This is a genomic window from Roseateles oligotrophus, from assembly GCF_025717515.1.
In the GTDB taxonomy this organism is placed as follows: domain Bacteria; phylum Pseudomonadota; class Gammaproteobacteria; order Burkholderiales; family Burkholderiaceae_C; genus Paucibacter_A; species Paucibacter_A oligotrophus.
This window is the reverse complement of the sequence record NZ_JAJIRN010000001.1, coordinates 112,000-138,856: the sequence shown is the minus strand read 5'-3', so window position 1 is coordinate 138,856 and position 26,857 is coordinate 112,000. Positions and strand designations below refer to the sequence as shown.

Sequence of the window (26,857 nt, the reverse complement as noted above, 5' to 3'; positions counted from 1 at the left end):
CGGGCTCAGGCCCGGCTCGGTGCAGGTTTACGGTGCGACTGGGCAGCGGTAAACCATCACGTCGTCCAGATACCAGCCAATGGTGCCGCCGCAGCCGTCGTTGGACATTTCAAAGCGGAGTTTGATCTTGTCATTGACCTTGGCGTAAGGCGCCAGATTGACGATCGAACGGCCCCATGAACCACTCACCGAACCACCATCACCACCCGAGAAGGCGGCTTGGCCGGCGAGCGGATTGTCATTACCGCCAGCGGCCGAAATCAAGTTCATGTTGTAGGGGTTGTAGACAAAGTCGCTGCCCTTGACCAGGGTCCAGGCGCCACCGTTCACGCTGATCTTGAGGTTGCCGCCGTCATAACCAACCTCGCTTGCGATCCAGTGATCGAAGGTGAGCTTGGGCGCCGTGGCATCGGCAGGAATCGTGATTTCCGGGCTCTCCAGACGCTGCAGACCGGCCTCGTTGCCGCCCGGTGAGCAGGTGCCGATATTGGCATCGGCGGCAAAGATGGCGTAGCCAGCGCGCTGGCTCGGCAGCTTGGTGACAACGCCCCAATCACGTGCGGTGAAGTCGCCCGAGACGCCCGCATGACTCACCAGCCAACGCGCGCCGCCTCGTTTGCCGCCATCGAAGTTGTCCGCCATCAAGGACGTAGGGTTGCCCACTGCACACAAGGCCGGTGGCGACTTTGCCAGCAATGGCTTGAAGTTGCACTGGGTCGGTGGCGTGCGCAGTTCGACGGCGAGCGCCGCCTTCGAGACTTGGTCGCAATCCGCTGCGGCAATGACTTCGCCCGAGGCCGCGCCGGTTTTCAGATGAGCCAGGTTCACGCCGGTGAGGTCTTTGCAGGACTGCAGCAAGGCATCGGCATGGTCGGCGAAACCGCTGGCCGGGCCCTGGTAAACGCTTTGCGCCCGGTAGTAGATATGGGCGGCCTTGGTCAGGCCAATGCCGGCGACGGACTGACCGTTGTAGTTGCCGCCATCGACCAGCAGCGCATAGCCGTGGTTGGGCACGCCGGAGTTGCTGTGCACGCCGCCAGAATCGGCGGTTGTGCAACGGTACTTCGCATCCGAGACCTTGCCCGCGTTGCCGTAGCAAATCGGGTTGTACATGTCCCGGATCGCGCCGCCGAAGGCCGACGAGTCCTCGCCCATCAGCCAGCGCACGGAGTTATCGGTGCCGGGAACGCCGCCGACCTTGGTGAAGACGGAGCAGGCGCCGTCCGAGCGCGCGGCATCGGGGGTGTCTCCGCCGCGGCCGTTGAGGCGGTCAACCGTCTCGCCCCAGATGTCCGAGTAGGACTCGTTCAAAGCGCCGGGTTGCCATTGGTAGATCAGGTTGTCGGTGTACTCGGTGTAGGCATGGCCCCACTCATGCGCGGTCACGTCATCGGTGGTGGTACCTGGGCAGAAGGAGATGAAGCGTCCGTTCCACGACGCATTCGGGCAACTGTCGCCACGGTTGAAGATCGAATCCATGGTGGCACCCTTGCCGTCGAAGGAGTCGCGGCCGAAGGCGACCTTGAACAAGTCATAGATTTCCGACGAGGCGGCGATCATATTGTCGGCCTCGCTGGTGCCGGTCGGGAAGGGCTGACCTTCGACCCAGAACGGCGAGGCAGGGTAGTTAGGCCCTGGCGCCGTAACGCCCAACCCGTTGTAGGCACGGCGATTCTTGGCCTCGTGGATACCGGTGATCTTGTCGATGACCTTGCCCGAGTGCGCATCGACATAGACGAATTCGCGCACGTTCGCGCGATTGCCAACTTCGACTTGCCAGGCCAGATGGTTGGCGCCCTCGATGCCCCTGGCCAAGCCTTCACGATAAATCATCAGGGTCGGCGCGGCAGCCGTCAGCTTGGTCGCACGGCCGAGCTCGGTGCTGACCAAGCCCAGCGCAATCTTGCTCGCCTGCTCGGCCGAGCGGTTGGGCGTGGCATTGACGTTGATACCGGGAATGAAGGTACCGTTCACGACGATCAGATTGTCCGATGCGTCAAAATGGGACTTCAGTTCGGCGCCAAAAACCGGCAAACCTTGATAGACCTGCTTTTGGGTCAGGTGCGTTCCGCCTTGACGATCTTTCTCGACGCGGGCGGCGGCGAGTTCGGTGGCGGCGTTGGTGATACCGAACAGGCTGCCGTATTCGTTCAGGAACTGCTGCGAGCTGCTCTGCTTGGCGGCGTCGCTGGCGGCACCGCCGCGGACCTGCGCGCCGAGCTTGCCTCCCGGCGCCACGCGAACAAATCGAGCCGCACCGGTGGCGGCATGCATGGACACATCGGCAGTGCCGCCGGTGGCGGCGGCCAGGCGGGCGACAGCCTCGCGCTGGCCCTGCAAGCTTTCAGGAACTTGAGCCTGCGCCTGGGCCGCCAAGGCCAAACCCACTGAAAGGGCAATGACCGACATTTTCAATGTAGCTTTAGACATAATCACTTTCTTGTGCGGCATAAAACCGCATCAACAATGTATTGAGGATGAGGCGCGCTGCGCCCGCGTCGGACCAATCAGACCGTGCGCCGACGTGCAGCGATCAAGCCGGCCAAACCCAAGCCCATCAAGGCCCAGCTGCTTGGCTCCGGCACTGCGCTCACGCCGACCGTCAGGTTGTCGACGCCGACATACAAAGACGCGCCCGCCGCACTCATCACCAGCGAGCTGATGCCCACATTCGAGGTGAAACCGCGGTAGCTGTCGAGCACCGAGGTCGGGGTGAAGGTCGTGACCGTGCCGTCGTTCAAGGTGATGGTGAGCGACACCGCCTGAAACTGGTCAGAGATATTGGTGGAGTAGAAGTTGCTGCCGACCGCGGTGACATTGCCGCCGGTGAAAGTAATCGTTAGCGCCTCGTCGATCTGGTTGGTACCCAGGAATTCGCCCGAAGCATAGAGATCGCTAGGCGCGGAGACGGCATAAGAAAAACCGCCGCCCGCGAAAGCTCCGCCCGCTGGAGGGCTGCTGAGTCCGTTGAAGTTCTCGGTGTAGGAGCCCGCCACGACATGGCTCATGAAGTCCGCCGATGAGGTGTAAACCGTTGACGCGGCAAAAGACGATGCGGACAGCAAGGTCAGTGCGGCGGCCGAAAGAAAGCGAAGCGATGGCTGCATTCAATATCCCCTGAAACAGTTAATGGAGGTCGAACCCTGCAGGATTCTTGTGCTCGAATGTTTCCATGAGCCCTCCTCCGCAAGGGAGAGGGGATGCCACGATAGGGGAAGCCACGACAAGGGAAAGCCAGGAGAGGGAAAGCCACTATGGCACCGCCGTGACGCCAAGTTTCGAAGGTCAAGCGGTCGAGCAGCCCTCAACCCCTGAAGGTCTGCCGCCAAGCCCGTGGCGAAACCCCGAACGCACTGCGGAAATGCGCCCGTAGCGACACCACCGAGCCGAAGCCGGCCAACTCGGCGATCTGCTCGACGCTTTGATCGCTGCCCTCCAGCAAGGCCTGGCTGCGCGCCAGGCGCTCGCTGAGCAACCAGGCGCCGACGGTCGTGCCCGTTAGCTGCCGAAAATGCCGGGTGAAGCTGCGCCGACTCATGGCGACGCTATCGGCCAGGCTGTCCAGGCTGTGCGCCTGCGTCAGATCGCCGCGCACCCGCTCGATGACGGCGGCCAAACGAGAGTCGCGCGCGGTCTCGGGCAGCGGCTGTTCAATGAACTGCGCCTGCCCGCCCTGCCGATGCGGCGGCACGACCAAGCGCCGCGCCACAGTGTTTGCCGAGGCCGCGCCATATTGCCGACGCAGCAGATGCAAGCAGGCATCGATGCCGGCGGCGGTTCCGGCCGAGGTCAGCACATCTCCCTCGTCGATATAAAGCACATCGGCATCCACCTGCACGCGAGGGTAGCGCGCAGCAAAGTCCTGCGCATAGGCCCAATGCGTGGTGGCGCGCCTCCCATCCAGCAAGCCCGCCTCGGCCAGCACATAGGCGCCCAAGCACAGGCCGACCATTTGTGCGCCGGCCTTGTGGGCCCGGCGAAGCGCATCCAGCAAGTCCGGCGCCGGACGCTCCTGCGGGTCACGCCAACTCGGCACGATGACGGTGCGCGCGCCCTTCAAGGCCTCCAGACCCGCAGACAAGCTGAGGCCAAAACCGGCCGTCGTCATCAAAGTACCGGGCTCGGCGGCGCATACCCGCAACTCGAAAGGCGGCGCGCCCGGATGCGACTCGCCGAACACGGCACAGGGCACGGCCAGGTGAAATGGGCTGATCTGGTCAAAGGCCAGCACGGCAATCGGGTGGGCTTTCATCGATTTGCACGCGGTTTGCTCGGTCGGGAAGTTTGGCCCGATTTTATCGATAAATGTCAATCAGGCCACTCGTCAACCAAACCGCCGCTTGCAACAATTTGCCCATCGATTCATCAACAAAGCCGGAGACCAATCCCCATGAAACAGCAACAAGCCCTGCTCGTCATCGATGTCCAAATGGACTATTTCCCCGATGGCAACTACCCGCTGCACAATGCCGAGGGCGTGCTGACGCAGGTCGAAGCGGCCATCCACAAGGCCCAAGCGGCGCAGGTACCGGTGATCCTGATTCAGCACATCGCCGATCCGGCCAAAGGCCCCTCACCCTTCTTCAATGCCGGCAGCGCGGGCGTGGCCACTCACCCGCGCGTGCTGGCGGCAGCACCTCAAGCGCCGCTCGTGATCAAGCGCTTCGCGGACAGTTTTGACGACACCAATCTGGCCCAGACGCTGTCCGAGCTGGGCGTTAGCGAGTTGCTGATCTGCGGCATGATGACCCAGAATTGCGTCACCCATACCGCCATCTCGAAGGCGGCGGAGCAATATGCCAAGGTCAGCATCCTTTCAGACTGCTGCGCCACCGTCACCGAGATGCTGCACCAGATCGCGCTGAGCGCGGTGTCTAGGCGTGTGACCGTGCTGCCCTTGGCCGAGGCGTTCTAAAACCGCCCCCGAGGACGACATGCCAACTCCGTCACGGGCCGGCGCGGTCTAGAAAAACCAGCGCCGCTACAGCCGCGCCAACAAAGCTCGCTGCATGCCGCCTATGTCACGAAACGGCCGCCTGCATCGCCGCTCAGGCCTATTCAGACGCCTTCGCTGCTTTGAGAATTGTTGCATCGGGCCAAGTTTTGGCCCCGCACTGAAGCCAGCCGAGGTATTGCCATGTTCACAGCCAGCGCCAAGTTCCTGACCCGCAGCCTGCTCTTGGCCACGGCCGCTTTGGCCTGCTCGGCAGCAACGCTGGCCGCTCCGCAGCCGCTGGGTGACGAAGAAATGCGCTCGGTCAACGGCGGCGCGCAAACAAGCCCCCTGCTCGCGGCGTTGCCGAGCATGGCGCTGCCAGGTCTATTGAACCTGCTGGACAGCGACAAGTTGGCGGCCGAAAAGACAAAGCTCTCACCGGCCGAATTTGCCGCCGCCATCCAGACCGCCGGCATGAACGGAGCATTGCAAACCGGCTACGACGGTCAGGGCGGCAGTCAGCTCATCATCGGTGCCGGCAAGCTGAACTTGCAGGTCGGTTTGGCCGACCTACTGGCGGCCGGCGCGGGCCAATACAACAGTGCAAACTCGATGGGCAACATCGCCATCAGCAATCTGGATGCCAGCGGCACCCGCCTGCTGTTCTGGCATCACTGATCGCGACTAGGCAGTAGTAGCGCTGCCTCAGAAATGAATCCCCTTCATCATCTGCTGCATCGCGATCGCCTCGGGTGAGAGCTGCGATTTGCCGCCCTTGCCCAACTTGTCGCCCTTCGACGCATCGCTGTCCGGGAACATGCGGAAGGTCGTATTCATCACGATCTGCGCCACCCGCGGCATCGCCGCATGCAGCAATTCACCCGTAATACCTAACCTCGTCGCCACCCGCACCGGCTTCGAGATACAAGCCTGCGCCACCATATCGGCCGCTTCCTCGGGAGCCAGTGTCGGCACGTTCTTGTAAATCTGCGTCGGCGCGATCATCGGTGTCCGCACCAAGGGCATATTGATGGTGGTGAAGGTGACGCCCTGGTCGGCGAACTCCGACGAGGCGCAGCGCGTCCAGGCATCCAGCGCTGCCTTGCTGGCCACATAGGCGGAGAAGCGCGGCGCATTCGTCAGCACGCCAATGCTGGAGATATTGACCACATGACCCTTGCGTTTGGCCACCATGCCGGGCAAAAGGCCCATGGTGACGCGCAGGCAGCCGAAGTAGTTCAGCTGCATGGTGCGCTCGAAGTCATGGAAACGGTCGTAACTGCCTTCGATGGCGCGGCGGATCGAGCGGCCGGCGTTGTTGATCAAATAGTCGACACCGCCGAAGGTCTCGGTCAGCCAAGTGATCATCGCCTTGCAGCTTTCCTCGTTGGAGATATCGGCCGAATAGCTGTGAATCTTGGCGTCAGCGCCGGCGGCGGCGCGAATCTCGGCCACCGCCTCGGCCAGCTTGACCTCATCGCGGGCGCAGATCACCGTGATCGCGCCGGCCTCGGCAAATTTGATCGCGGAGGCCAGCCCGATGCCGCTTGAACCGCCCGTTACCAATACCACCTTGCCGCCGCAAGCGCCGCGCAGGCTGCGGTCGATGAAGAGATCGGGGTCGAGGTGACGCTCCCAGTGATCCCACAAACGCCAAGCATAGTCATGCAGGCTTGGGCAGGCAATACCTGACCCTTTGAGTGCGGCGGCGGTCTCGCGGCAATCAAAGCGGGTCGGGTAGTTGATGAAGGTGAACATATCGTCCGGCAGGCCCAGATCCTTCATCACCGCATTGCGGATGCGCCGCACCGGTGCCAAGGCCATCAAGCCCTTCTTGACGCTCTTGGGGATGAAGCCGAGCAGCGCGGCGTTGATGAACAGATTCATCTTCGGTGCATGCGCGGCCTTGGAGAAGATATCCAGCACATCGCCGACGCGGTAGCCGACCGGGTCCACCAAATGGAAGCAACGCCCCGTCGCCCGCGTCAGATGGCTGATGTGATCGAGCGCATCGACGACATAGTCGACCGGCACGATATTGACGCGCCCGCCCTCCAAGCCGATCGAGGGCAGCCAAGGCGGCAGGATCTGGCGCAGGCGCTGGATCGGCTTGAAGAAGTAGTAAGGCCCGTCGATCTTGTCCATCTCGCCGGTTTTGGAGTCGCCCACCACCATCGCCGGGCGATACACGGTCCAGGGCCGCTTGCACTCCTGGCGGACGATCTTCTCGCTCTCGTGCTTGGTGTTGAAGTAAGGGTGCTCAAGCCCTTCGGCCTCGTCGAACATGTCCTCGCGGAATACGCCTTCATAGAGACCGGCAGCCGCGATCGATGAAACATGGTGGACGTGGCCGGCCTCGACGGCCTGCGCGAACTCCACCATGCTGCGCGTACCGTCCACATTGGCGGCGATCTGCGCGGCCTCGTCGGCCTTCAGATCATAGACGGCGGCGAGATGGTAGACATGGTCGATCTGACCCTTCAGCGCTTTCAGGTCCGCCGCCGAAACGCCGAGCTTCTTGCCCGTTAAGTCACCAAACACCGGCAGCGCACGGGCTTTACCGGTCTTGGTCAGGCCCCAAAACTCCAACAACTCGGGCAATTTGTCGCGGCTTCCCTCGCGCATCAGGAAGTGAACCGTGCTGCCGCGCCGCGCCAACAACTTCTTGACCAGGCGTTTACCAATGAAGCCGGTGGCCCCGGTGACGAAATACTGCATGTCTGACTCCCACGTGTAGCTACTGCCATCGATTCTTGACCATCTGGCGCTCCTTACCGATGGGCGATTACCCGCAGTCCTGCTCACTTACTTGCCGGCGCTGGTGTGAGCACACTAGATAGAGCTCACTGCCTAGGATCGCACTACACATCAACGCCTGTGGCATTTATAGTGAAAGCAATTCCCGTGCAATCAGTGCGACAACCACCACCAAGGACGAACGACATGGTCAAGAAGCTTCAGAAAATGGCAGCCAAAAAGAACAATGCTTCCAACACGGGCTTCGGCGCTGCATTGCCGGCAGGCCTGCTGGACAGCCAGCTCGCACAAGGTATCAAGGACTCCGCTCAACATATCTGGGCCGCCGGCCTGGGCGCATTCGCCAAGGCTCAGGGCGAAGGTGGCAAGGTGTTTGAGGCGCTCGTCAAGGAAGGTCTGAACTTGCAGAAGAAAACTCAGTCCGCTGCCGAAGAAAAGCTCGGCGCGATGGCCAGCAAGGTTACCGGCATGGCCGGCGGCGTCGGCAACAAGGCCGGCCAACATTGGGACAAGCTGGAGTCGATCTTTGAAGATCGCGTTGCCCGCGCGCTGAACCGACTGGGTGTGCCTTCGGCCAAAGATGTGGCCGAGCTGATCGCCAGTATCGACGCGCTGAATGCCGCCGTCGGCATCAAGGCCCCGGCGAAGAAGGTCGTTGACAAGGCCGCTAAGCCTGTTGCCAAGCCGACAGCAAAGGCGGCCGCCAAACCTGCAGCCAAAGCTGCGACCAAGAAGGTCGCCACCAAGGCTCCGGCAAAGGTAGCAGTCAAAGCGGCCGCCAAGGTTGCTCCCGCCAAGGCAGCTCCCGTCAAGGCTGCAGCGAAGCCCGTCGCCAAGGCGAAGCCGGCCGCCAAGCCTGCGCCAACGCCCTTCAAGAAGCCAGCCAGCAAGGCCTCCAGCAAGAAGATCGCCGCAGCCGCTCCGGCCGTGAGCGATGTGGCAGAAACCGTCGCCGCAGCCATCGAAGGCTGAATCGGCTCCTTGACTGAGACCTCTTACAGTGGCCGCTTCGATTGAAGACTAGCTCCCCGGCAGGACCACGCATCGGTTTGGCGCTGGCAGGTGGCGGCCCCTTGGGTGCCATCTATGAGATTGGCGCCCTTTGTGCCCTGGAAGAGGCGATCGAGGGCCTGAACTTCACCGACTGCGCCGGCTATATCGGCGTCAGCGCCGGCGGCTTTATTGCCGCCGGCTTGGTCAACGGCCTGAGCCCGCGAGCGCTCTGCGCGGCCTTCATTGAAAACAGCGCGCATTCACCCGACAGCTTCGACCCGGCCCAACTCTTGCGGCCGGCCTGGGCCGAATATGGCTCGCGGTTGAAGTTGCTGCCCGGCCTATTTTTTCGCGCCAGTTGGGCCGCCTTGGTGCAGGGCCGCTCGGTGTTGGGCTCGTTCGAGCGACTAGGGGCTGCTTTGCCGACCGGGCTTTTGTCCGGCGAGGCCATGGCGGCACAGATGGCGCGGCTGTTCGGCCAACCCGGCCGCAGCAATGACTTCCGGCAGCTGAAAAAACGCCTGGTGCTGGTCGCCACCGACCTGGACAGCGGCGAGGCCGTGCCATTTGGCCTACCGGGCTGGGATCACATTCCGATCTCGCGGGCGGTCCAGGCCAGCGCAGCCTTGCCGGGTTTGTTTCCACCGGTCACCATCGACGGACGGCATTATGTGGACGGTGCGCTCAAGAAGACCCTGCATGCCTCGGTGCTCTTGCAAGAAGGCATGGATCTGCTGATCTGCCTCAACCCCTTGGTGCCCTATGAGTCCGACCCGGCCGAGTCGACAAGGGTCAAAAATGCCCGCATCCCGCGGCTGGTTGATGGCGGCTTGCCCTTGGTGCTGAGCCAGACCTTTCGCTCCTTGATCCATTCGCGCCTGGAACTGGGATTCAAGCGCTATGAGCACAGCCACCCGGAAACCGAAATTCTGCTCTTCGAGCCCGACCACCGGGATGCCGAGATGTTCCTGGCCAACACCTTCAGCTACTCACAGCGCCACCATTTGGCCGAGCATGCTTACCAAAGCACGCGCGCGGCGCTGCTTCAGCGCGCACCTCAATTGAGCGAGCAACTGGCCCGCCACGGACTGCGGCTGAACACCGAAGTTCTGGAAGACCTCAGCCTGCGACTGCTGGGCGAGCCGGGCGAGCACCGCATGGCGGCCGCGCTGCGCAGCTTGCGCCGCACGCTCAAGCAATTGAAGGCCGGTTTGCTCTGAACTTGAGCCCGGCTCGCCACATCAAATCAAAACCCCGTGACCTAAGTCACGACTGCTGGCTCACCCCCCTTGAGTCGCGGGGATGACCGCTGCGAGACGGAATCCGAAAATGCATTGCAGAACATCTTCAATGCTGCATAACAAGAGAAATTCGGATTCCGACCCATGAAAAAACTACTGATCATCGCCCTCGCCGCCGCTCCTTTGCTGGCCTCAGCATCTCCGGCACTGGGCCCCAATTTGGTCACAAACGGCGGCTTTGAAATCGTCAAGGCGGCCACCGCGACCCAAGCGGCGACATCGCAGAAGAACCACTCATACAGTGTCTACAGCAGCATTTATGGCTGGAAGGCCAGCCATGGAATTGAACTGCGCAACGACTTCGTCGGTACAGGCCACAAGAGCCCAACGTTTGCCGAGTTGGATGTCAACGTGAACAGCGCCATCAGCCAGGTGATCACCACCGATATCGGCCAGTGGTACCAATTGTCGTTCGACTATGCCAATCGTGCCGGCGCAACAAATGGCCTGGGCTGGAGCTTCGGCGAAACCGCAGGCGCCGCGATCATCGCAGCGCCCAAACTGGACAAAGCCGGTTGGACCACCTTCACCACGCAAGTCCGAGCCACCAGCAATCACATGACATTGAGCTTGGCCGCTTTGGGCAAGAGCGACGGCGTCGGCAGCTCGCTCGACAACGTTCAGCTCAACGCCGTCCCTGAGCCGACCAGCTTGGCCCTGATGGGCCTGGGTCTCGCCGCAATGGGCTTGGTGTCACGCCGCAAAAAGCAGAAGCGAGGCTGAAAGAGTTAACTGGAGAGCGCTTGATGGGGTAGAGGCCGGAAAGCGTTGATCAGCAAGCAAAAAGGGCGACTCACCGGGTCGCCCTTTTCTTTTTTCAGGCGCAAATCAGGCCAGATAGCGCGCCTGCAAATGCGCCTTGAAATGCGCCGGGTTGAGCGTCTCGCCGCTGGCGGCTTTGACCAAGCCGGGCGTTTCCAAGCGGCTGCCTTGCAGCCAGATATTGCTGCGCAGCCAGTCGAATATCGGCGCCAGATTGCCGGCCGCAATATCGGCGTCCAAGCTCGGCATGCTGCGGCGCATCGCGGCAAACCACTGCGCCGCATACATCGCGCCCAAGGTGTAGCAAGGGAAATAGCCGATCAGGCCACAGCCCCAGTGAACGTCCTGCATGCAACCGTCTTTGTAATTGCCGCGCGTATCCACGCCCAGCAATTCCATCATCTTGGTATCCCAAAGTGCAGGGATATCCTCGCATTCGATCTGACCCTCGATCAAGGCGCGCTCGATCTCATAACGCAAGATCACATGGGCCGGATAGGTCACCTCATCGGCGTCGACTCGGATAAAGGCCGGATGCACACGCGTCAGCAGGCGATTCAAGTTAGCCGGTTCGAACGCGGCCTGCGCCCCCAGATGCTTGATGACCAGCGGGCTCAGCAGCTTGGCAAAAGCCGGGTGGCTGCCGAGCTGCATCTCGAAGCTCAGCGACTGGCTCTCATGCACGCCCATCGAGCGGGCTTGGCCAAGCGGCTGACCCAGCCATTCGCGCGGCAGGTTCTGCTCGTAGCGGGCGTGGCCGGTCTCGTGGATGACGCCCATCAAACTGGGCAAGAAGTCATCTTCGCGGTAGCGCGTGGTGATGCGCACATCCTCGGGCACGCCGCCGCAAAACGGATGGGCACTCTCATCAAGCCGACCGGCCTCGAAGTCGAAGCCAACCAATTGCATCGCCGCCAGACCCAAGGCGCGCTGCGCATCTTTGGGGAACGGCCCCTGCGGACGCAGGGTCTGTTCTTGGGCCTGCTTGGCCTGCACCTCCTTGATCAAAGCCGGCAGCCAACTGCGCAAATCACCAAAGACGCGGTCGACCTCGGCTGCTCGCATGCCGGGCTCGTATTGATCCATCAAGGCGTCATACAAGCCCAAGCCACTGCTCTCCGACAAACAGCGCGCCTCTTCACGCGCGAGCCTGATGCACTCGCGCAGCAGCGGCAGATGACCGGCCCAATCGTTGGCCGGACGCTGCGTGCGCCAAGCGTGCTCGCAACGCGAGTTGGCCAAGGACTTGGCTTCGACCAGGCTTTGCGGCAAAGCGTTCGAGGCCTTCCAGCTGCGCCTCATTTCGCGCAGGTTGGCGCGTTGATCGCCGCTCAAGGCCTCGGCCTCAGCGGCGTCAAGCAAGCCTTTGAGTTGCGGTTCGGTCGCCAGTTGATGCAGCATGCCGCCCATTTCGGCCAGGGCCAAGGAGCGCGCCTCATTGCCCTTGGACGGCATATTGGCCGACTGGTCCCACTGTGCAATGGCCTGCAAATGAGCCAAACGGTGCAGGCGTTGATGACGCTGGTGAAGTTCGTTGTAAGCGGGTGTGCTCATATATGGGCTTGTTTGCTGATGGGCATAAAGGACAGAACCAGCATTGTCCACGCAAGCCGACCCGCCATGCCCAAGTCCAAACTCATATCGACCCCGGGAATACCCATATCAACGCCCCCGTCATCGCCACATAACGGGCAAACTTGCCGATCGCCATATAAGCAACACAAGGCCAAAACGGCAGCCGCAACCAGCCGGCCAACGCGCACATCGGGTCACCAATCACAGGCAGCCAACTCAGCAGACAGGCCTTGGCGCCAAACTGGCTAAACCAAGCCAGCAGCCGAGGATTTTGCGGTTTTTGATGGGTGGCGCGCTCATACACCGCCTCGGCGCCATAGCCCATCCACCAGCTGATGGCCCCACCCAGCGTGTTGCCCAGCGTCGCGACCGCGATGGCCGGCCAGAACAAGGTCGGGTCGGCCTTGACCAACAAAAACACCGCCGGCTCCGAGCCCAGCGGCAGCAAGGTGGCCGACACCAAGGAAACCAAAAATACGCTGATCAACCCAACTTCGGGCACGGCAAGTATCATCAGCAAACTGTGCAGCAATGATTCCAAATGAGCTTCCATTGAGCCCATTATGCTGACCGCTTGGAGCATTCCATTGAACAAACCTCATGCCGGTCTCTCCGTTCGCTGTTGCAAACTGTTTGCCTCGGCCTTGCTGACCCTGATCAGTTTGCCTCAGGCCTTGGCCCAGGAGGCCTGCACCATGCTGCTGGCTTCGGGAAACCCGCAATACCCGCCCTATTTATGGCGCGACCCGGCGGACGAAAACCGCTTGATTGGCGCCAACGCCGACCTGATGCAAATGCTGGCCAAAGAGATTGGCGTTCCAATCGAGCTGCGCTATGTGGGCCCCTGGGGCCGTGTGCAAGAAGAAGCGCGGGCCGGCCATATCGACTTGATTGCGGGCGCTTTTTGGACCATGCCGCGCACCGAGTACATGGACTATTTTTACCCGCCCTTTCATGACACTCGCTCGGTCATTTGGGTGCGCGCCAACGCCAAGATCAACTACTCACGCTGGAACGATCTGATCGGCCTGCAAGGCGTGACCGTCATCAACAATAGCTTCGGCGAGGACTTTGACCGCTTTGCCAAGCAGTCGCTGAAGATGACTCAGGTCGCCAGTTTGGAGCAGGCGATACAGATGCTCAAACGTTCGCGCGCCGATTACATGATCTACGAAGACAGCCCCGGCCAGGCCTTTCTGTCCAAACTGAGCGTTGGCGACGTGAAGATGCTCTCTCCTGCGGTCGCGAACGAAAGCCTCTTTCTCACGCTCTCACACAAGTCGGCCTGCAATAGCGGCGAAATGCGCGGCCGCATCACCCGCGCAATGATCAAACTGATCAGCCAGAAGTCGCTGGCGGCGCTGCTGGAAAGCAATATCCAACTCTGGCGTCGCCAGAACGAAGGCGCCAAGCCGACAAGCACAAGCAAGCCGCATTGAGCCAAGCAGGTATAATTTTGCCTCTTTTTTAGGCAAGACCTGCTCCCCGTCCATGCACACCATCCCTCCGGTCTTTCGTATCGGCCCCCACAACTTGCCGAACAATCTGTTCGTGGCACCGATGGCCGGCGTCACCGACAGGCCGTTTCGCCAGCTCTGCCGGCGCCTGGGTGCGGGCTATGCAGTCAGCGAGATGGTGACCTCGCGCAAGGACCTGTGGACCAGCCTGAAGACCTCGAGGCGCGCCAACCATGAGGGCGAAGCCGGCCCGATCGCGGTACAAATTGCCGGCACCGACGCGGCCATGATGGCCGAGGCTACCCGCTACAACATCGACCGCGGTGCGCAGATCATCGACATCAATATGGGCTGCCCGGCCAAGAAGGTCTGCAATAAATGGGCCGGCTCGGCCTTGATGCAAGACGAACCCTTGGCCTTGCAAATCATCGAGGCGGTGGTCGAAGCCGCGGCGCTGCAAGGCGTACCGGTGACACTGAAGATGCGCACCGGTTGGTGCGAGAGCGAAAAGAATGCCGTGAGTTTGGCGCTGGCGGCCGAACGTGCCGGCGTGGCCATGGTGACCGTGCATGGCCGCACCCGCGAGCAGGGTTACAAGGGCGCGGCCGAATACGCGACGGTGGCAGCCGTCAAGGCAGCGCTGAAAATTGCGGTGGTCGCCAATGGCGACATCGACTCGCCTCAAAAAGCCAAAGAAGTCTTGGCGCTGACCGGTGCCGACGCGGTGATGATTGGTCGCGCGGCCCAGGGTCGGCCCTGGATTTTTGCCGAAACCGCCCATTTTCTGGCCACCGGCGAACAACTGCCTGCCCCCACCGTACTGCAAGCGCGCGACTGGCTGATCGAGCATCTGCACGACCATTACAGCCTCTACGGCGAGCTGACCGGCATGCGCACGGCGCGCAAACATATCGGCTGGGCGGTCACTGAGCTTCCCGGCGGCGAAGAGTTCCGCCAAGCGATGAATTTGCTGGACAGCAGCGCGGCCCAAGTCAAGGCGCTGCAAGCTTGGTTTGACACACTCGGGGCCTCGTATCAGCGCTTGCCCTATCTTGCCAAGCCGCCAGAAGCTCGAACAATAGCTTCCCATGAAAACAAGCAACTGAGACAACAGGCATGATGACCCCGAAACCGATCGATGCCTGCGTGCGCGAGAACCTTGAGATCTATTTCCGCGACCTGGACGGCGAAGAGCCGCACTCGATGCACGAGATGCTGATCCAAGTGGTTGAGAAACCTCTGCTGGAGGTGGTGATGAAACACGCCGCTGGCAACCAAAGCAAAGCCGCCGAATGGCTGGGCATCAACCGCAACACGCTGCGGCGCAAGTTGACGGAACATAAATTGCTCTAGCCAGTGCAAGCACAAGCAAGCGCAAACACCCGGCGCGAACGCATCTTTCTAACGTAGTAGCTCCCCGCACATCATGTCCAAACTGACTGCCCTCACCGCATTGATCTCCGTGTCCGACAAGACCGGCATCCTCGAATTCGCCACCGCGCTGAACGGCCTGGGCGTGCGCCTGCTGTCCACCGGCGGCACCGCCAAGCTGCTCGCCGACGCCGGCCTGCCCGTCACCGAGGTGGCCGAGCACACCGGCTTCCCCGAGATGCTGGACGGCCGCGTCAAGACCCTGCACCCCAAGGTCCACGGTGGCCTGCTGGCCCGCCGCGACCTGCCCGAGCATATGGCGGCAGCGGCAAAACACGACATCACCATGATCGACATCCTGGCGGTCAATCTCTACCCCTTTGAAGCGACCGTGGCCAAGCCCGGCTGCACACTCGAAGACGCGATCGAGAACATCGACATCGGCGGCCCGGCGATGGTGCGCAGCGCGGCGAAGAACTGGAAAGATGTGACCGTGCTGACCGATGCCGGCCAATACGCGCAGGTGCTGGAAGAACTCAAGAGCAGCGGCAAGACCAGCGACAAGACCCGTTTCGCTGCCTCGGTCGCCGCCTTCAATCGCATCGCCCAATATGACGCTGCGATCAGCAATTACTTGAGCGCACGCCAGGACGATGGCTCGATGGCCGAATATCCCGGCCAGATGAACGCCACCTTCGTCAAGGTACAAGACCTGCGCTATGGCGAAAACTCGCACCAGACCGCCGCCTTGTACCGCGACCTCATGCCCGCGCCCGGCTCGCTGGTCACCGCCCGGCAGTTGCAGGGCAAGGAGCTGAGCTACAACAATATCGCCGACGCCGACGCTGCCTGGGAATGCGTGAAGGCTTTTGAAGCCCCCGCCTGCGTCATCATCAAGCATGCCAACCCTTGCGGCGTGGCCGTAGCCGAGAACGCGGCGAGCGCCTATGCGAAAGCTCTGCAGACTGACCCGACCAGCGCCTTCGGCGGCATCATCGCCTTCAACCGCCCGGTAGACGCGGCGGCCGCCAGCCATGTGGCCAAACAGTTCGTTGAAGTGCTGATGGCACCTGCCTTCAGCGATGAAGCGCGCGCGATCTTCTCGGCCAAAGCCAATGTGCGGCTGTTGGAAATCGCGCTGCCCGCCGGAGGCTCAACGCCATTCAGTCAGGGCCGCAACGCCATTGATACCAAGCGCGTCGGCTCCGGCCTGCTGGTGCAAACCGCCGACAACCACTTTCTGAAGGCCAGCGACCTCAAGGTCGTCACCACCAAACAGCCTAGCGCGCAAGAACTCGAAGACCTCTTGTTCGCCTGGACGGTGGCGCAATATGTGAAGAGCAACGCGATCGTCTTCTGCGCCGGCGGCATGACCTTGGGCGTCGGCGCGGGCCAGATGAGCCGCATCGACTCGGCCCGCATCGCCAAGATCAAGGCCGAGAACGCCGGCCTGACATTGGCGGGATCGGCAGTCGCCAGCGATGCCTTCTTCCCCTTCCGCGATGGCCTGGATGTGGTCGTTGACGCCGGTGCCACCAGCGTCATCCAGCCGGGCGGCTCGATGCGCGATGACGAGGTGATCGCCGCCGCCAACGAGCGTGGCATCGCGATGGTCTTCAGCGGAGTGCGCCATTTCCGGCATTGAGAATACCGAGATGGATGTCGACCCGCAGGATGTGATCGAGACGGCCGAACGCGCCGTAGATGCCCTGCAGGTTAAACCCGGCGGTGGCGATCACGGTCGCCTTGCTGGCCACCTTCATGGGCATCTGCAAGGTCAAGGACGACAACATCGTTCAGGCCATGCAGCAGGCCCAGGCCGACAAGCTCGATCACTGGGCCTTCTACCAAGCACGCAATCTGCGCCAAGAAATTTCCGAGGCCACGGTAACCCAGCTTGAGTTGGCCCAACTCGGTGCGCCGGCGAGTTCGGCGGCTAGCTATGACAAGGCGATTGCCAAATATCGCGTTCTGGCCAGCGATCAGGATGAGAAGAAGCTGGAGTTGAAGGCGCAGGCCGAGCAGGATCAAAAAAACTACGACGCCCTGAACTTCCGCGACGATCAGTTTGACCTCTCCAATGCCTTGATTGCGATCGCCATCGCGATGTTGGCCGTCACCGCGCTGACGCGGCTTCCGGCGCTTTTCTTTATCGCCCTGCTCCCGACGCTGAGCGGGGTTTTCATGGGCGTGGCCGGCCTGGCCGGTTTGGCATTCCATCCCGAGACGCCGGTGAAGTTGTTGTCCTGAAAACGGGTCCGCTGAGGTCGGCTGTTGACAGCCTCTGGCAATGGGCAACTAAATGGACCTGACCCATTTTCTCTACCCCGTCTATTTTTCTTAGAGCCGATTCGACAACTTGAACTCAACCGCACGCCGACGCGACATTTCAATGCTCAGCTCACCCTTCAGGGTCAGCGTCAACCCGCCCGCAGCCGAAGGCGCGATGCCGGTGACAAACTGCAGATTGGCAATGTAGCGCCGGCTGACACGGACAAAGTGTGCGGGGTCAAGCCTCAGCTCCAGTTGATTGAGTGAGCGCAGCAGCAAGGGCCGTTCATTGTCGAAAAAGACCCGCGTGTAATTGCCTTCGGATTCAAACAAGGCGATTTGGTCGAGTGCGACGAACCAGCAGCGCTCGCCGTCTTTGATGAACACCTTGCTCTCACCCGCCTGAACCTGCGGCGCAGCGACGCGAGGATGAAGCTGGCGGGCGCAGCGCAGCAGCGCGGACTCCAGTCGCTGAGGGTCGACAGGCTTTTGCAGGTAGTCCAATGCGTTGACCTGAAACGCGCGAATGGCATAGCTGTCAAAGGCTGTCGTGAAGATCACCGCAGGCGCCTCTTCAAGCGATTCCAGCAATTCGAAACCATTGCCACCCGGCATCCTTATATCGAGGAAGATCAAGTCGGGCGCCAGCGTCTCAATAGCGTGACGTGCCTCCACCACATTGGTCGCCTCGCCAACAATGTTTACCTCGGCGTGGTTTTTCAAGAGCCGGCGCAATTCATCCCGTGCAAGGCGCTCGTCATCGATGATCACAACGTTCATGGCTGCGTCCAGGGCAACACCAGGCTGGCAATCACCCAGCCATCGCGCTCGACCAACTCGCAAGACGCAAGCCCACCAAACAGCAGGCCAAGCCGCCTGGCGGTGTTGGCCAAGCCCATCTGGGTAGAGTTGCCCGCAGCGCCAAGTACGCCCTGGTTGGCCACGCGCAAGGTGACAAGGTCGCCAATGTGTTGCGCCGTGATGCGGATGACGCAAGCGCCCATGCTTAACTCAACGCCATGTTTGACCGCGTTCTCCACCAGCGTTTGCAAGGCCATGGGCGGAATGGCGGTCTCCTCGAGACCGGCATCGATGGCCAGTGTCACCTGCAGCCGATCTTCGAAACGAATCTTTTCCATGCTCAGATAGGCTTGGACGGCTTCGATCTCGTCGGCCAACCGCACCGTGTCGGATTGGCCCGCCTGCAGGCTGTAGCGCATCATGCCTGCAAGCTTGCCAACCGCCTGCGCAGCAGCGTCCACATCCTGATAAATCAGGGCTCGGATGCTGTTCAAGCTGTTGAAGAAGAAATGCGGATTCACTTGGGCCTGCAAGGTGCGCAACTCGGCCTCTTTGACGCTGACTTCCAACTGCAATTTTTCTAGCTCAAAGCGCACTGCGCGCCGCCGGGACAAGACTACAGCGTAGACCAATGTCCAAATCAGGAAGATGAAAAACCAGCTCAGGACAACCACTGGCAGATTGGCCGAGTCCTTGGCAAGGCTGGCGCGGCGAAAGATCGCATAAGCCGCCAAGCCGGCGGAAGTTTGCGCCAGGCTAAGCAGCAGCAAGCCGAAAAAGATACCCAGGAAGGGGAATACTCGGTTGCGATCAAGCCAGCCTCGCCGTCGCAGGAAATGGCGCCAGCCGTGGGACAGCGCCAGCCCCGTCAGCAAGCTCCAAACTTTGATGATGCCGTAATTCAAGGCCTCTCTTGGAGTCTCGCCGGACGCCGAAAGAAACAGGCTGAACGCCGTGAACAAACACCACCCGACCAGCTGGCATGACCAGTAGTCACGCGTTGACCCCAATGGCTGAGCCGCGCTGTCTACGGTTGGCGCTCGGCTCGGGTGGTGTTTCACAGCGTCACCAACATGCTTACTCCTTGGCCGCTTCTAATGAGATGTTCAGCATCACTTCGTCAGCGACGAAGGGCGCGTATTTGCCGGCGTTGAACTCGCTGCGCTTGATCTTGGCGCTCGCGTTGGCGCCGCAATAGTCTTTTCTGAACAGCGGATGCATTTTGCACATAAATGAGCTCAGCACCAGGGTCACTGGCTTGGAGATACCCTTGATCGTCAAATTGCCGTCAACGCTGATCAGCTTGTCCCCTTCAAAATTGAACTTGTCTGATTTGAAGGAGATCGAAGGATATTTCTTGGTGTCGAAATAATCCTCTCCCTGCAGGTGTTCATTGAATTCGGCTGAACCAGCGCTGACTGATTTTGCGTCGATGACCACGTCCACCGAACCGAGCTTTTTCTCCGTATCAATCGTTACCTTGCCTGCGGTGCGGTCAAAGCGCCCCCCTACCGAGGTGTAGCCCCAATGGTTGTACTCGAAGCGCGCGAAACTGTGCAGTGGGTCGACAACATAGGTTCCGTTGGCGCCCAGGGCCGCGCCGGAAAATGCCAGCGCAAGAGCGAGCAGGGAAAGTTTTTTCATGACTGAGATCCAGTTTGTTCAAGGCACAAACTCTATTCTTCAAGGCCGCCTCAAGCCATCGTTTTGGTAGCAACGGTCAAACCCAAGGATGAGTGGTAACCGCCGCCCATGATCACATGCCGTGATGGAGCTCTGGCGCGCTCTTGATCAAGTCTTGACCCCGGTTCAGTCTTGCAAGGCCGGCCGCTCAGAGGCAAAACCAGCGCCTATGCAATGACCGGCATCGTGGCGGCGGACCCATCCCTGCGGGTCTGGAAAATCAGCATTCAATGAAACGGGACTGCCCGTCTACTTCCGCGCCAGCGGCAAAAGACACACTTCAATGGTTGTCCATTTGCGAACCCAGGCGCCGAAGCAGCAGGGCATGCGCCCAGTCCATAAAAGCTTGTACACGTGCGGCGCGCTTGCGGGTAGCGGGCGTCACCAGGTGCAGCGGAAGCGACGGGCATTGCCAGCCCGGCAGCACCCGCACCAGGGCGCCGCTCGTCAGGTAATGGCTGGCTACGAACTCCGCCAGCACGACGATACCCAACCCATCCAGGCCTGCATTCAAGGCTGCCGCGCTGTCCGTGGTTTGAAAGCGCGCAGGCACATCGAATTCCACCTTGAGGCCTTCGCGCATCAACGTTACGGGGCGCACCTTGCCAGTCGATGCGAGCACATACCCGACCTGATGGTGGAGGACCAGGTCCTCGGGTGTGCTCGGCAATCCGCGTTGATCGATGTAGTGAGGCGCGGCACACAGGGCAAAGCGCAGATCGCCGACGCGGCGCGCCGATAGCCGCGAGTCCGGCAACTGGCCGCCACGCAGCGCGCAGTCCACTCCTTCCTGCACCAAGTCGACAGCCCGGTCGGTACAACCCAGCTCAATCGTGATCTTGGGGTAGCGCTCGAGAAATCCGCGAATCTCGGGCGCAAAGACCAGTCGCCCCATGGCCACAGGCACGTCAATGCGCAGGTGCCCCGCTGGCGCGCTGGTCCCCTTGCGCAACTGCGACTCCACCTCGTCCACCTGTTGCAGGATGGCGCAGGCATGCGCGTAATACGCCATGCCCTCTTCCGTCGGTGTGACCGAACGGGTAGTGCGCGTGAGCAGGCGCGTGCCGAGCTTGTCTTCGAGTTGCTGTATCTGCTGGCTGACGGTCGCCTTGTGCAGGTTCAACTGCAGGGCCGCCTTGGTGTAGCTGCCGCTTTCCACCACCTGAACAAATGCGCGCATGGCATCGAATCGGTCCATCAGAAAGCTCCAGTCTTGTGACTTGCGATTGTCAACGAAGACCAAACAGTGTGTCTCGGCCTTCGGTCTAGGCGCGGCAGGGTGCGCCTCATACAGTCCCGGCAACAAGCACACACCGGAAGCAAACTATGCTGAACCTTCTCCCGCTCGACCCTGCATGCCCCATCGACCAACAATTGCAGAGCACGGCCGACCCGGTTGTTCTGGTGAACCTGTTTACGGTGGCCGAGGCTGATGTCCCGGCGCTGATGTCCGCATGGGAGAAAGATGCGATCTGGATGAAGCAGCAGCCGGGATTCCTGTCCACGCAGTTGCACCGCGCCATCGGCGGCAGCCACATGTTCATGAATTACGCCATGTGGGACTCGGTGGGAAGCTTCCGCGCTGCATTCACGCACCCGGACTTCGCGAGCGCGCTGGCGGCCTACCCGTCGAGCGCGGTCGCGCAGCCGCACCTCTTCGCCAAGGTCGCCGTGGCCAACTTGTGCGCGGCTTGATTCGCATCCCTGCCAAAAGGACTGTCATGCCCAAACTTGCCCACATGATCGCGGGGCTTCTCGCCCCGCTGTGCATTGCCACTTTCTTCATTGCCACCATCCTCACCGAGCTGTTCGGCTCGCACGCCGCAGTGGCACAGCTGAAGTCGCTCATCGTCACGCCGGGTCTGTGGATCATGGTCCCGCTGATGGCGGCTGCAGGCGGTAGCGGCATGTTTCTCGCCAAGTCGCGCAAAGGCCGCCTCGTCGACAGCAAGAGGAAACGCATGCCGCTCATCGCCGCCAACGGGTTGCTGGTGCTGGTGCCCTGCGCGATCATGCTGAACCGCTGGGCTTCAGACGGCACGTTCGACGCCGCCTTCTATGTGGTCCAGGCCATCGAATTGATCGCTGGCGCGACGAACCTCACGCTGATGAGCTTGAACGCGCGCGATGGGCTGCGCATGGCCGGGCGGCTGCGCACCAGCTCCACGCCTGCCACGAAGACTCACTGAGCACCACGTTGAACGCTGAGCAGCCGAAGCTTGGGCGTCCGCTCCGTTCACCTTGTAGGCTTTCAAATCGAACGGATCGTCAGGGAAATTTGGCGTTCTGCGAAGCGAGTGCGGCAGCTTGCCCCTTTTGAAATCGCCGAGCTGCGCAAAGGCTCAATGCGCGTTCGCAACAAGTCGAAGGGCTTGGAGCGACTCTGTGGCCTGAATAAAGGGGCGAAAGACTTCAAAGAATTAGCGGCTGTGACCAGTTCCTCAATTCACCAAACGCAATTCATGCAGCAAGGCCAAGTAATAGTCCAAGGCCGGCGTCGGCCGCCCCGGCAGCTTGGCCTGATCATCCCAGCGCCGCAAGCTGATTGCATCCTGCGCAAACGGCAAGGCCTCGAACGCCGCCTGTTCGGCCACCGACATCGGCCCACCCTGCAGTCCCAGCGAATGCACCGAGGCCGGCGTCAGCTGCGCCCCATAGCCGGCGTCCACCGCGACCAAGTAACGCTTGGCGGCCACATGCCAACGCACCGGCTCAGCCACCGCCGGGCCAAATACGCGCGTCAGCAGTGGCTGTGCACGTGCCTCATGCACATCATCGACATCATCGCCAGCGTCAGCGTCAGCTAGGCCGGTGGTTTCAATGAAATGCCCAATGTCATGCAGCAAGGCCGCCGCCACCAAGGGCGCTGGCGCACCGGCCCATTCGGCCAGCTGCGCACATTGCAAGGCATGGGCCAGGCTGCTGACCGGCTCGGCACGGTCGCCTTCATAGGCGATAGCCGCGTTCTCAAGCAAAAGCCGCTCGATGCTTTCAAGACTCATGATCAGGGGTCACCGTTCAAACCAGACGTTTGCGCACCTGCGCCGACAACATGTCGATCACCGACACGCTGAGCACCAGCATCATGAGCACCGTGCAAGTCTGCTGGTACTGAAAGCCGCGCATCACATCCCACAACACCATGCCGATGCCGCCCGCCCCCACCATGCCAACCACCGAGGCCGAGCGCACATTCGACTCCAGCCGGTACAAGGTGTAGGAAATCCATAGCGGCAAGACCTGCGGAATCACGCCGTAGATGATCTCGGCCAGCGGGTGCGCCCCGGTCGCACGGATACCCTCGACCGGCTGCGGGTCGATCGCCTCGACGGCCTCCGAGAACAGCTTGGCCAGGATGCCGGTCGTGTGCACCCACAAGGCCAGCACACCGGCAAATGGCCCCAGGCCCACGGCGACCACAAAGATCAGCGCGAACACCATTTCATTGATCGAGCGAAAGGCGTCGAGCAAGCGCCGCACCGGCTGCCGGACCCACCAAGGCGTCAAGTTAGCGGCCGCCAGCAGGGACAGTGGGGCGGCGCAGATGACGGCCAAGGCCGTGCCCCAGAGCGCGATCTGCAAGGTGATGATTAACTCTTGCAGGTAATAGCGCCAGTCGTGCAGATCGGGCGGGAAAAAGCTCTTGGCGAACTGCAGCATATTGCCGCTGTCGCGCCACAGCTCGGCCGGGCGCATGTCGGCGCCCTTCCAACTACCGGCCAGCAGGGCCAGCAGCACGCCCCAGGTCAGCAGACTGGTCATGGTCCTCGGAGGTGGTTCGGGCATGGCCCGGCCAGCGATCACGGCTGCGTTCATTTTTATTGTTAGGCCTTGAACTCGGATTTACTTGGCGCTGGCGGTCTGGCGGCCCAGCTCGTCCAGGCGACGCTCTACATCTTGCAGCTTGCGGCTCTTTTCTTCCGCGCTCAGATTCGCGTCGGCCTCGATCTTGCCGCGCTCGGCCGCCAAGGCGAGTTGGCGGATAGGGGTCAGCTGAGCGTTGTCGGAGCGCAAGAAGCCGCTATAGGTCAGCGTTTTCAGCGCGTCTTTCTCGCGCTGATCCCGGCCGTAATTGGCGAAGAAGTCGGCGATCTTCTTCTTGGCATCGGCGTCAACATCCTTGCGCCAGACCAGCGGGTCGCTGGCGATCAGCGGTGAGCGCCAGACTTCGCGCAGCTCGGCCGCCTTCTCGGGCATCTTCAGCTTCATGCGCTCGATGCCGTCACTGGCGACAGCCGCCACATCGACCTGCTTGGCCGCCACGGCCAGGATATTGGTCTCGTGGTTGGCCCGCACCGTGCGCTTGAAGTCGCGCGTCGGGTCAACCTTGCTCGGCGCAAAGGCATAGAAGCCGGGCACCAGGGTGCCGCTGGTCGAGTTCGGATCACCCAGGCCCAGGTTCAGGCCGGCGCGGGCCTTGATCACATCATCAAGGCTGCGCAGCGGGCTGTCCTTGTGCACGATCATCAGGCTGTAATAGCCTTGCGAGCCGTCGAGATTGACAACCTTGGCGAAGATTTCGCCTTGCGCGCGGTCGACCGCTTCCATCGCGGATTTGTTGCCCATCCAGGCGAGCTGCACCTTGTTGAAGCGCATGCCCTCGATCACGCCGGCATAGTCGGGCGCGAAGAAGGTGTTGATCTTGATGCCGGTGGCTTTTTGCAAGTCTTCCAGCAGCGGCTGCTAGGCGGCCTTCAGGTTGTTGCTCGACTCGGTCGAGATGATGCCGAAGTTGAGTTCCTTGGCAGGGCTTTGGGCCATAGCGGGCTGGGTCAGCAGGCCGGCGGCCAGCAAGGAGAAAGTCAGGGCAAGGCGGCGATTCATGGTGACTCCGATGCGGGGTTGAATTGAGGAAACTGCGTTTGAAATTCAGGCGGCGCGCAAGCCATCCAGCGAGTAACTCGGCGACTGCGCTGGCACGGCCGGCGCCAAGCCGGGCGAGACAGGGGTGATTAACTCGTCAATCTGGCTGCCATAGAGCTCGCGCAGCCTGACCGGGGTCAGATCTTGCGTCGGCCCATCGAAGACGACCTGACCCTGGCGCAGCGCCACGGTGCGGGGGCAAAAGGCAAAGGCGTAGTCAACTTGGTGCAGCGACACCAGCACGGTGACGCCGAGCTCGCGATTCAGCTCCGCCAGCAAGCTCATCACGCGGCGCGAGGATTCGGGGTCGAGCGAGGCAATCGGCTCGTCCGCCAGGATGATCTCGGCGCCTTGCACCAGCGCGCGCGAAATGGCGGCGCGCTGCTGCTGGCCACCCGACAGAGTGGATGCACGCTGCCAGGCGCAGGCCTCAATGCCGACGCGGGCCAGCGCGGCATAGGCCCGCTGTTGTTCGGCGCGCGGAAACAGGCCCAGCAAACCGCGCCACAGCGGCAGCCGGTGCAGCGCGCCGGCCAAGACATTCGTCATCACCGGCAGGCGCTCGACCAGATTGAATTGCTGAAACACGGTCGCAAGTTTGGCGCGCGAAGCCCGCACATCACCGGCCAATCGGCCACCGCTTTGCAGCTCGCGGCCGAGGATATTGACGACCGAGCGGCTGCCCGCGTCGGCCCGGTGCAGGCCGCTCAGATGGCGCAGCAGGGTGGACTTGCCCGAACCTGAAGCGCCCAGCAACGCGACCATCTCGCCGCGCCGCACCTGCAAGTTGATGTCGCGCAAGGCGGGCGCCTTGGCCGCGCCAAAGCTCTTGCGCAGGCCTTGCACGTCGATCACGAGAGGATTCCGAGAATTGGTCATTGCCTGACTCCAAAGTCAAGCCGCAATCATCTAGATGACATGTGACGAGACCGTGATGCTGCTGTGACAATTGCTTGAACCGGCGCTGGCGTCACAGCTTGCCGCATGCTTTGGCATGCAGCGGCTGCCTTTTGCCTCGGCAACGGCGATGCGGCGGATACGGCTGCGGTCACTGGGGGGGGATTGCTCAGGCTCGGCGTGAGCATCCGAAACTACCGCCCGCCAAGGGTCGCATGAACCAGCGCAATCTAAGGCTCAGCGCCAAGCTGAACTCGCGGCGACGGGGGCTACTTCATGCGGATCAGGCTTGCGGGCGCAGGCCGACCGTATTGCCCTATCGCCCCTTTCGCCCTTTCGCCCTATCGGTACGGACCTTGAGGCGCCTTCGTGCGCGTGTCTGGTTCCCAAATGAGCCTATAGGTCAGGCCGAGAACCAGGGTGATGGCAGCAAGCCCAAGCAGAGTGACGGGATCGATCTGATCAATGTCCAGCACGATGAATTTGCGGGCCAAGGCGAGCAAAGCGATCAGCACCACCACCTTGGTTTGAATAATGGTTTGCTGGCGCGTTGCTACGTATTGGAGGGTATGGTTGAACTCCAGGGCAATCAGCAAAGTCAATATTTCCCCGAAGACATTCTGAAACACCATATGGTCAAGCGGGTTCATTGCGCCAAAGACCAATCCTGAAACCACCCGTACAAAAAGGCGAATCAAGGCGACGAGGATCACCAAGGAAATCAGCAGGGTGAGTGCCAACGCGACGACGCTTTCGAAGCGCTGATAAATGGTCAGAGTTGGCCAGTCAGTACTCAGCTGCTTCCACCATTTTCGGACCATAGTTTTTCGAATTCACAACTCTCGTCATTCAACGATATGGATCCAATGTATCGGCAGTGATTCGCGAGCTTTTGAGAAATCGCAAGCAGATCCGATCAGCACTCCAGGCCGGCAAATCTCACCGCCAGATCAAGGCTTCGTCTGGGTGCGAATAGGTCGCCCGCACGAGAGTTCTCAGCCCTTCAGGCGCTTGAAGTACTGAATCTCTCTTTCGTGCTTGCGAGCCGCCTCAAGCGTCTCGAAGGTCCCCAGATTGCGTCGCTTTCCGGTCAGCGGATTGGTCTTGCGTGAATAGATGCGGTACATGCCGGAGCGAAGTTTTCGGATCATGAATATCCTTCACTTGATGCCAAGGGGAAGATTGCCGGT

27 protein-coding genes and 1 pseudogene are annotated in these 26,857 nt (G+C 61.3%); 12 read left to right on the top strand and 16 right to left on the bottom strand.

Features of this window, described 5'->3' with window-relative positions; translation table 11 throughout:
* Positions 1-27: 27 nt before the first annotated feature.
* The 3 genes from LNV07_RS00725 to LNV07_RS00715 all read right to left on the bottom strand — a co-directional run bounded on the left by LNV07_RS00725 (position 28) and on the right by LNV07_RS00715 (position 4,252).
* On the bottom strand, positions 28-2,430 hold the full coding sequence (locus LNV07_RS00725) for a M4 family metallopeptidase (protein ID WP_263569263.1): 2,403 nt from the start codon (positions 2,428-2,430) through the stop codon (positions 28-30).
* A gap of 77 nt (positions 2,431-2,507) precedes the next feature.
* Positions 2,508-3,107 carry a PEP-CTERM sorting domain-containing protein gene (locus LNV07_RS00720; protein WP_263569262.1) on the bottom strand — a complete coding sequence of 200 codons (600 nt, stop codon included), beginning with the start codon at positions 3,105-3,107 and terminating at the stop codon, positions 2,508-2,510.
* Positions 3,108-3,304: 197 nt separating this feature from the next.
* On the bottom strand, positions 3,305-4,252 hold the full coding sequence (locus LNV07_RS00715) for a helix-turn-helix domain-containing protein (RefSeq protein WP_263569261.1): 948 nt from the start codon (positions 4,250-4,252) through the stop codon (positions 3,305-3,307).
* Positions 4,253-4,390: 138 nt separating this feature from the next.
* On the opposite strand from LNV07_RS00715, the gene LNV07_RS00710 reads away from it, so the two are divergent.
* Positions 4,391-4,915, top strand: coding sequence for an isochorismatase family protein (locus LNV07_RS00710; RefSeq protein WP_263569260.1), 525 nt, complete (start codon positions 4,391-4,393; stop codon positions 4,913-4,915).
* Between the two features lie 222 nt (positions 4,916-5,137).
* Positions 5,138-5,614: a hypothetical protein gene (locus LNV07_RS00705; protein WP_263569259.1), complete on the top strand. Its 477-nt coding sequence runs from the start codon at positions 5,138-5,140 to the stop codon at positions 5,612-5,614.
* Between the two features lie 27 nt (positions 5,615-5,641).
* Here LNV07_RS00705 and LNV07_RS00700 read toward each other — a convergent pair whose 3' ends face one another.
* A complete protein-coding gene (locus LNV07_RS00700) occupies positions 5,642-7,654 on the bottom strand; it encodes an SDR family oxidoreductase (protein ID WP_263569258.1) in 2,013 nt (670 codons plus the stop codon).
* Positions 7,655-7,900: 246 nt separating this feature from the next.
* Here LNV07_RS00700 and LNV07_RS00695 point away from each other — a divergent pair, with 246 nt between their 5' ends.
* The 3 genes from LNV07_RS00695 (at position 7,901) to LNV07_RS00685 (ending at position 10,710) form a co-directional block, all read left to right on the top strand.
* Positions 7,901-8,665: a phasin family protein gene (locus LNV07_RS00695; RefSeq protein ID WP_318013655.1), complete on the top strand. Its 765-nt coding sequence runs from the start codon at positions 7,901-7,903 to the stop codon at positions 8,663-8,665.
* A 41-nt stretch (positions 8,666-8,706) separates the two neighbouring features.
* Positions 8,707-9,906, top strand: coding sequence for a patatin-like phospholipase family protein (locus tag LNV07_RS00690; protein WP_263569256.1), 1,200 nt, complete (start codon positions 8,707-8,709; stop codon positions 9,904-9,906).
* A gap of 165 nt (positions 9,907-10,071) precedes the next feature.
* Complete coding sequence (locus LNV07_RS00685) at positions 10,072-10,710, top strand: PEP-CTERM sorting domain-containing protein (protein ID WP_263569255.1); 639 nt, start codon at positions 10,072-10,074, stop codon at positions 10,708-10,710.
* A gap of 105 nt (positions 10,711-10,815) precedes the next feature.
* On the opposite strand, the gene LNV07_RS00680 is transcribed toward LNV07_RS00685, so the two are convergent.
* Both LNV07_RS00680 and LNV07_RS00675 read right to left on the bottom strand, forming a co-directional pair.
* Complete coding sequence (locus tag LNV07_RS00680; protein ID WP_263569254.1) at positions 10,816-12,303, bottom strand: carboxypeptidase M32; 1,488 nt, start codon at positions 12,301-12,303, stop codon at positions 10,816-10,818.
* A gap of 82 nt (positions 12,304-12,385) precedes the next feature.
* Complete coding sequence (locus tag LNV07_RS00675) at positions 12,386-12,877, bottom strand: YqaA family protein (protein ID WP_397545510.1); 492 nt, start codon at positions 12,875-12,877, stop codon at positions 12,386-12,388.
* A gap of 34 nt (positions 12,878-12,911) precedes the next feature.
* On the opposite strand from LNV07_RS00675, the gene LNV07_RS00670 reads away from it, so the two are divergent.
* The 5 genes from LNV07_RS00670 (at position 12,912) to LNV07_RS00650 (ending at position 17,402) form a co-directional block, all read left to right on the top strand.
* Complete coding sequence (locus LNV07_RS00670; protein ID WP_263569253.1) at positions 12,912-13,763, top strand: substrate-binding periplasmic protein; 852 nt, start codon at positions 12,912-12,914, stop codon at positions 13,761-13,763.
* A gap of 52 nt (positions 13,764-13,815) precedes the next feature.
* The gene (gene dusB / locus LNV07_RS00665) at positions 13,816-14,901 is read left to right on the top strand and encodes a tRNA dihydrouridine synthase DusB (RefSeq protein WP_263569252.1); all 1,086 of its coding nucleotides are present in this window, start codon (positions 13,816-13,818) and stop codon (positions 14,899-14,901) included.
* Positions 14,901-15,134 carry a Fis family transcriptional regulator gene (locus LNV07_RS00660; RefSeq protein WP_263569733.1) on the top strand — a complete coding sequence of 78 codons (234 nt, stop codon included), beginning with the start codon at positions 14,901-14,903 and terminating at the stop codon, positions 15,132-15,134. Before dusB ends, LNV07_RS00660 begins: the two co-directional genes overlap by 1 nt.
* Before the next feature lie 73 nt (positions 15,135-15,207).
* A complete protein-coding gene (purH, locus tag LNV07_RS00655) occupies positions 15,208-16,797 on the top strand; it encodes a bifunctional phosphoribosylaminoimidazolecarboxamide formyltransferase/IMP cyclohydrolase (protein ID WP_263569251.1) in 1,590 nt (529 codons plus the stop codon).
* Positions 16,798-16,856: 59 nt separating this feature from the next.
* The gene (locus LNV07_RS00650) at positions 16,857-17,402 is read left to right on the top strand and encodes a DUF4337 domain-containing protein (RefSeq protein WP_263569250.1); all 546 of its coding nucleotides are present in this window, start codon (positions 16,857-16,859) and stop codon (positions 17,400-17,402) included.
* Positions 17,403-17,492: 90 nt separating this feature from the next.
* On the opposite strand, the gene LNV07_RS00645 is transcribed toward LNV07_RS00650, so the two are convergent.
* The 4 genes from LNV07_RS00645 to LNV07_RS00630 all read right to left on the bottom strand — a co-directional run bounded on the left by LNV07_RS00645 (position 17,493) and on the right by LNV07_RS00630 (position 21,105).
* Positions 17,493-18,203: a LytR/AlgR family response regulator transcription factor gene (locus LNV07_RS00645; protein WP_263569249.1), complete on the bottom strand. Its 711-nt coding sequence runs from the start codon at positions 18,201-18,203 to the stop codon at positions 17,493-17,495.
* Positions 18,200-19,129, bottom strand: coding sequence for a sensor histidine kinase (locus LNV07_RS00640; protein WP_263569248.1), 930 nt, complete (start codon positions 19,127-19,129; stop codon positions 18,200-18,202). Before LNV07_RS00640 ends, LNV07_RS00645 begins: the two co-directional genes overlap by 4 nt.
* Before the next feature lie 172 nt (positions 19,130-19,301).
* Positions 19,302-19,868: a YceI family protein gene (locus LNV07_RS00635; RefSeq protein WP_263569247.1), complete on the bottom strand. Its 567-nt coding sequence runs from the start codon at positions 19,866-19,868 to the stop codon at positions 19,302-19,304.
* Between the two features lie 319 nt (positions 19,869-20,187).
* Positions 20,188-21,105 carry a LysR family transcriptional regulator gene (locus LNV07_RS00630; RefSeq protein ID WP_263569246.1) on the bottom strand — a complete coding sequence of 306 codons (918 nt, stop codon included), beginning with the start codon at positions 21,103-21,105 and terminating at the stop codon, positions 20,188-20,190.
* A gap of 128 nt (positions 21,106-21,233) precedes the next feature.
* On the opposite strand from LNV07_RS00630, the gene LNV07_RS00625 reads away from it, so the two are divergent.
* A complete protein-coding gene (locus LNV07_RS00625) occupies positions 21,234-21,602 on the top strand; it encodes an antibiotic biosynthesis monooxygenase family protein (RefSeq protein WP_263569245.1) in 369 nt (122 codons plus the stop codon).
* A gap of 26 nt (positions 21,603-21,628) precedes the next feature.
* Positions 21,629-22,096, top strand: coding sequence for a hypothetical protein (locus tag LNV07_RS00620; protein ID WP_263569244.1), 468 nt, complete (start codon positions 21,629-21,631; stop codon positions 22,094-22,096).
* A 252-nt stretch (positions 22,097-22,348) separates the two neighbouring features.
* Here the strand turns inward: LNV07_RS00620 and LNV07_RS00615 are convergent, their stop codons facing one another.
* The 6 genes and pseudogenes from LNV07_RS00615 to LNV07_RS00590 all read right to left on the bottom strand — a co-directional run bounded on the left by LNV07_RS00615 (position 22,349) and on the right by LNV07_RS00590 (position 26,818).
* Positions 22,349-22,909: an HD domain-containing protein gene (locus LNV07_RS00615; RefSeq protein WP_318013654.1), complete on the bottom strand. Its 561-nt coding sequence runs from the start codon at positions 22,907-22,909 to the stop codon at positions 22,349-22,351.
* 16 nt (positions 22,910-22,925) lie between these two features.
* Entirely contained in the window at positions 22,926-23,669 is a 744-nt protein-coding gene (gene phnE / locus LNV07_RS00610) for a phosphonate ABC transporter, permease protein PhnE (RefSeq protein WP_397545509.1), read from the bottom strand.
* A gap of 81 nt (positions 23,670-23,750) precedes the next feature.
* Positions 23,751-24,731, bottom strand: a pseudogene (phnD, locus tag LNV07_RS00605) (phosphonate ABC transporter substrate-binding protein).
* A gap of 45 nt (positions 24,732-24,776) precedes the next feature.
* Complete coding sequence (gene phnC, locus LNV07_RS00600) at positions 24,777-25,649, bottom strand: phosphonate ABC transporter ATP-binding protein (protein ID WP_263569242.1); 873 nt, start codon at positions 25,647-25,649, stop codon at positions 24,777-24,779.
* Between the two features lie 359 nt (positions 25,650-26,008).
* A complete protein-coding gene (locus LNV07_RS00595) occupies positions 26,009-26,488 on the bottom strand; it encodes a phosphate-starvation-inducible PsiE family protein (protein WP_263569241.1) in 480 nt (159 codons plus the stop codon).
* 174 nt (positions 26,489-26,662) lie between these two features.
* Positions 26,663-26,818 carry a hypothetical protein gene (locus tag LNV07_RS00590; protein WP_263569240.1) on the bottom strand — a complete coding sequence of 52 codons (156 nt, stop codon included), beginning with the start codon at positions 26,816-26,818 and terminating at the stop codon, positions 26,663-26,665.
* Positions 26,819-26,857: the final 39 nt, after the last annotated feature.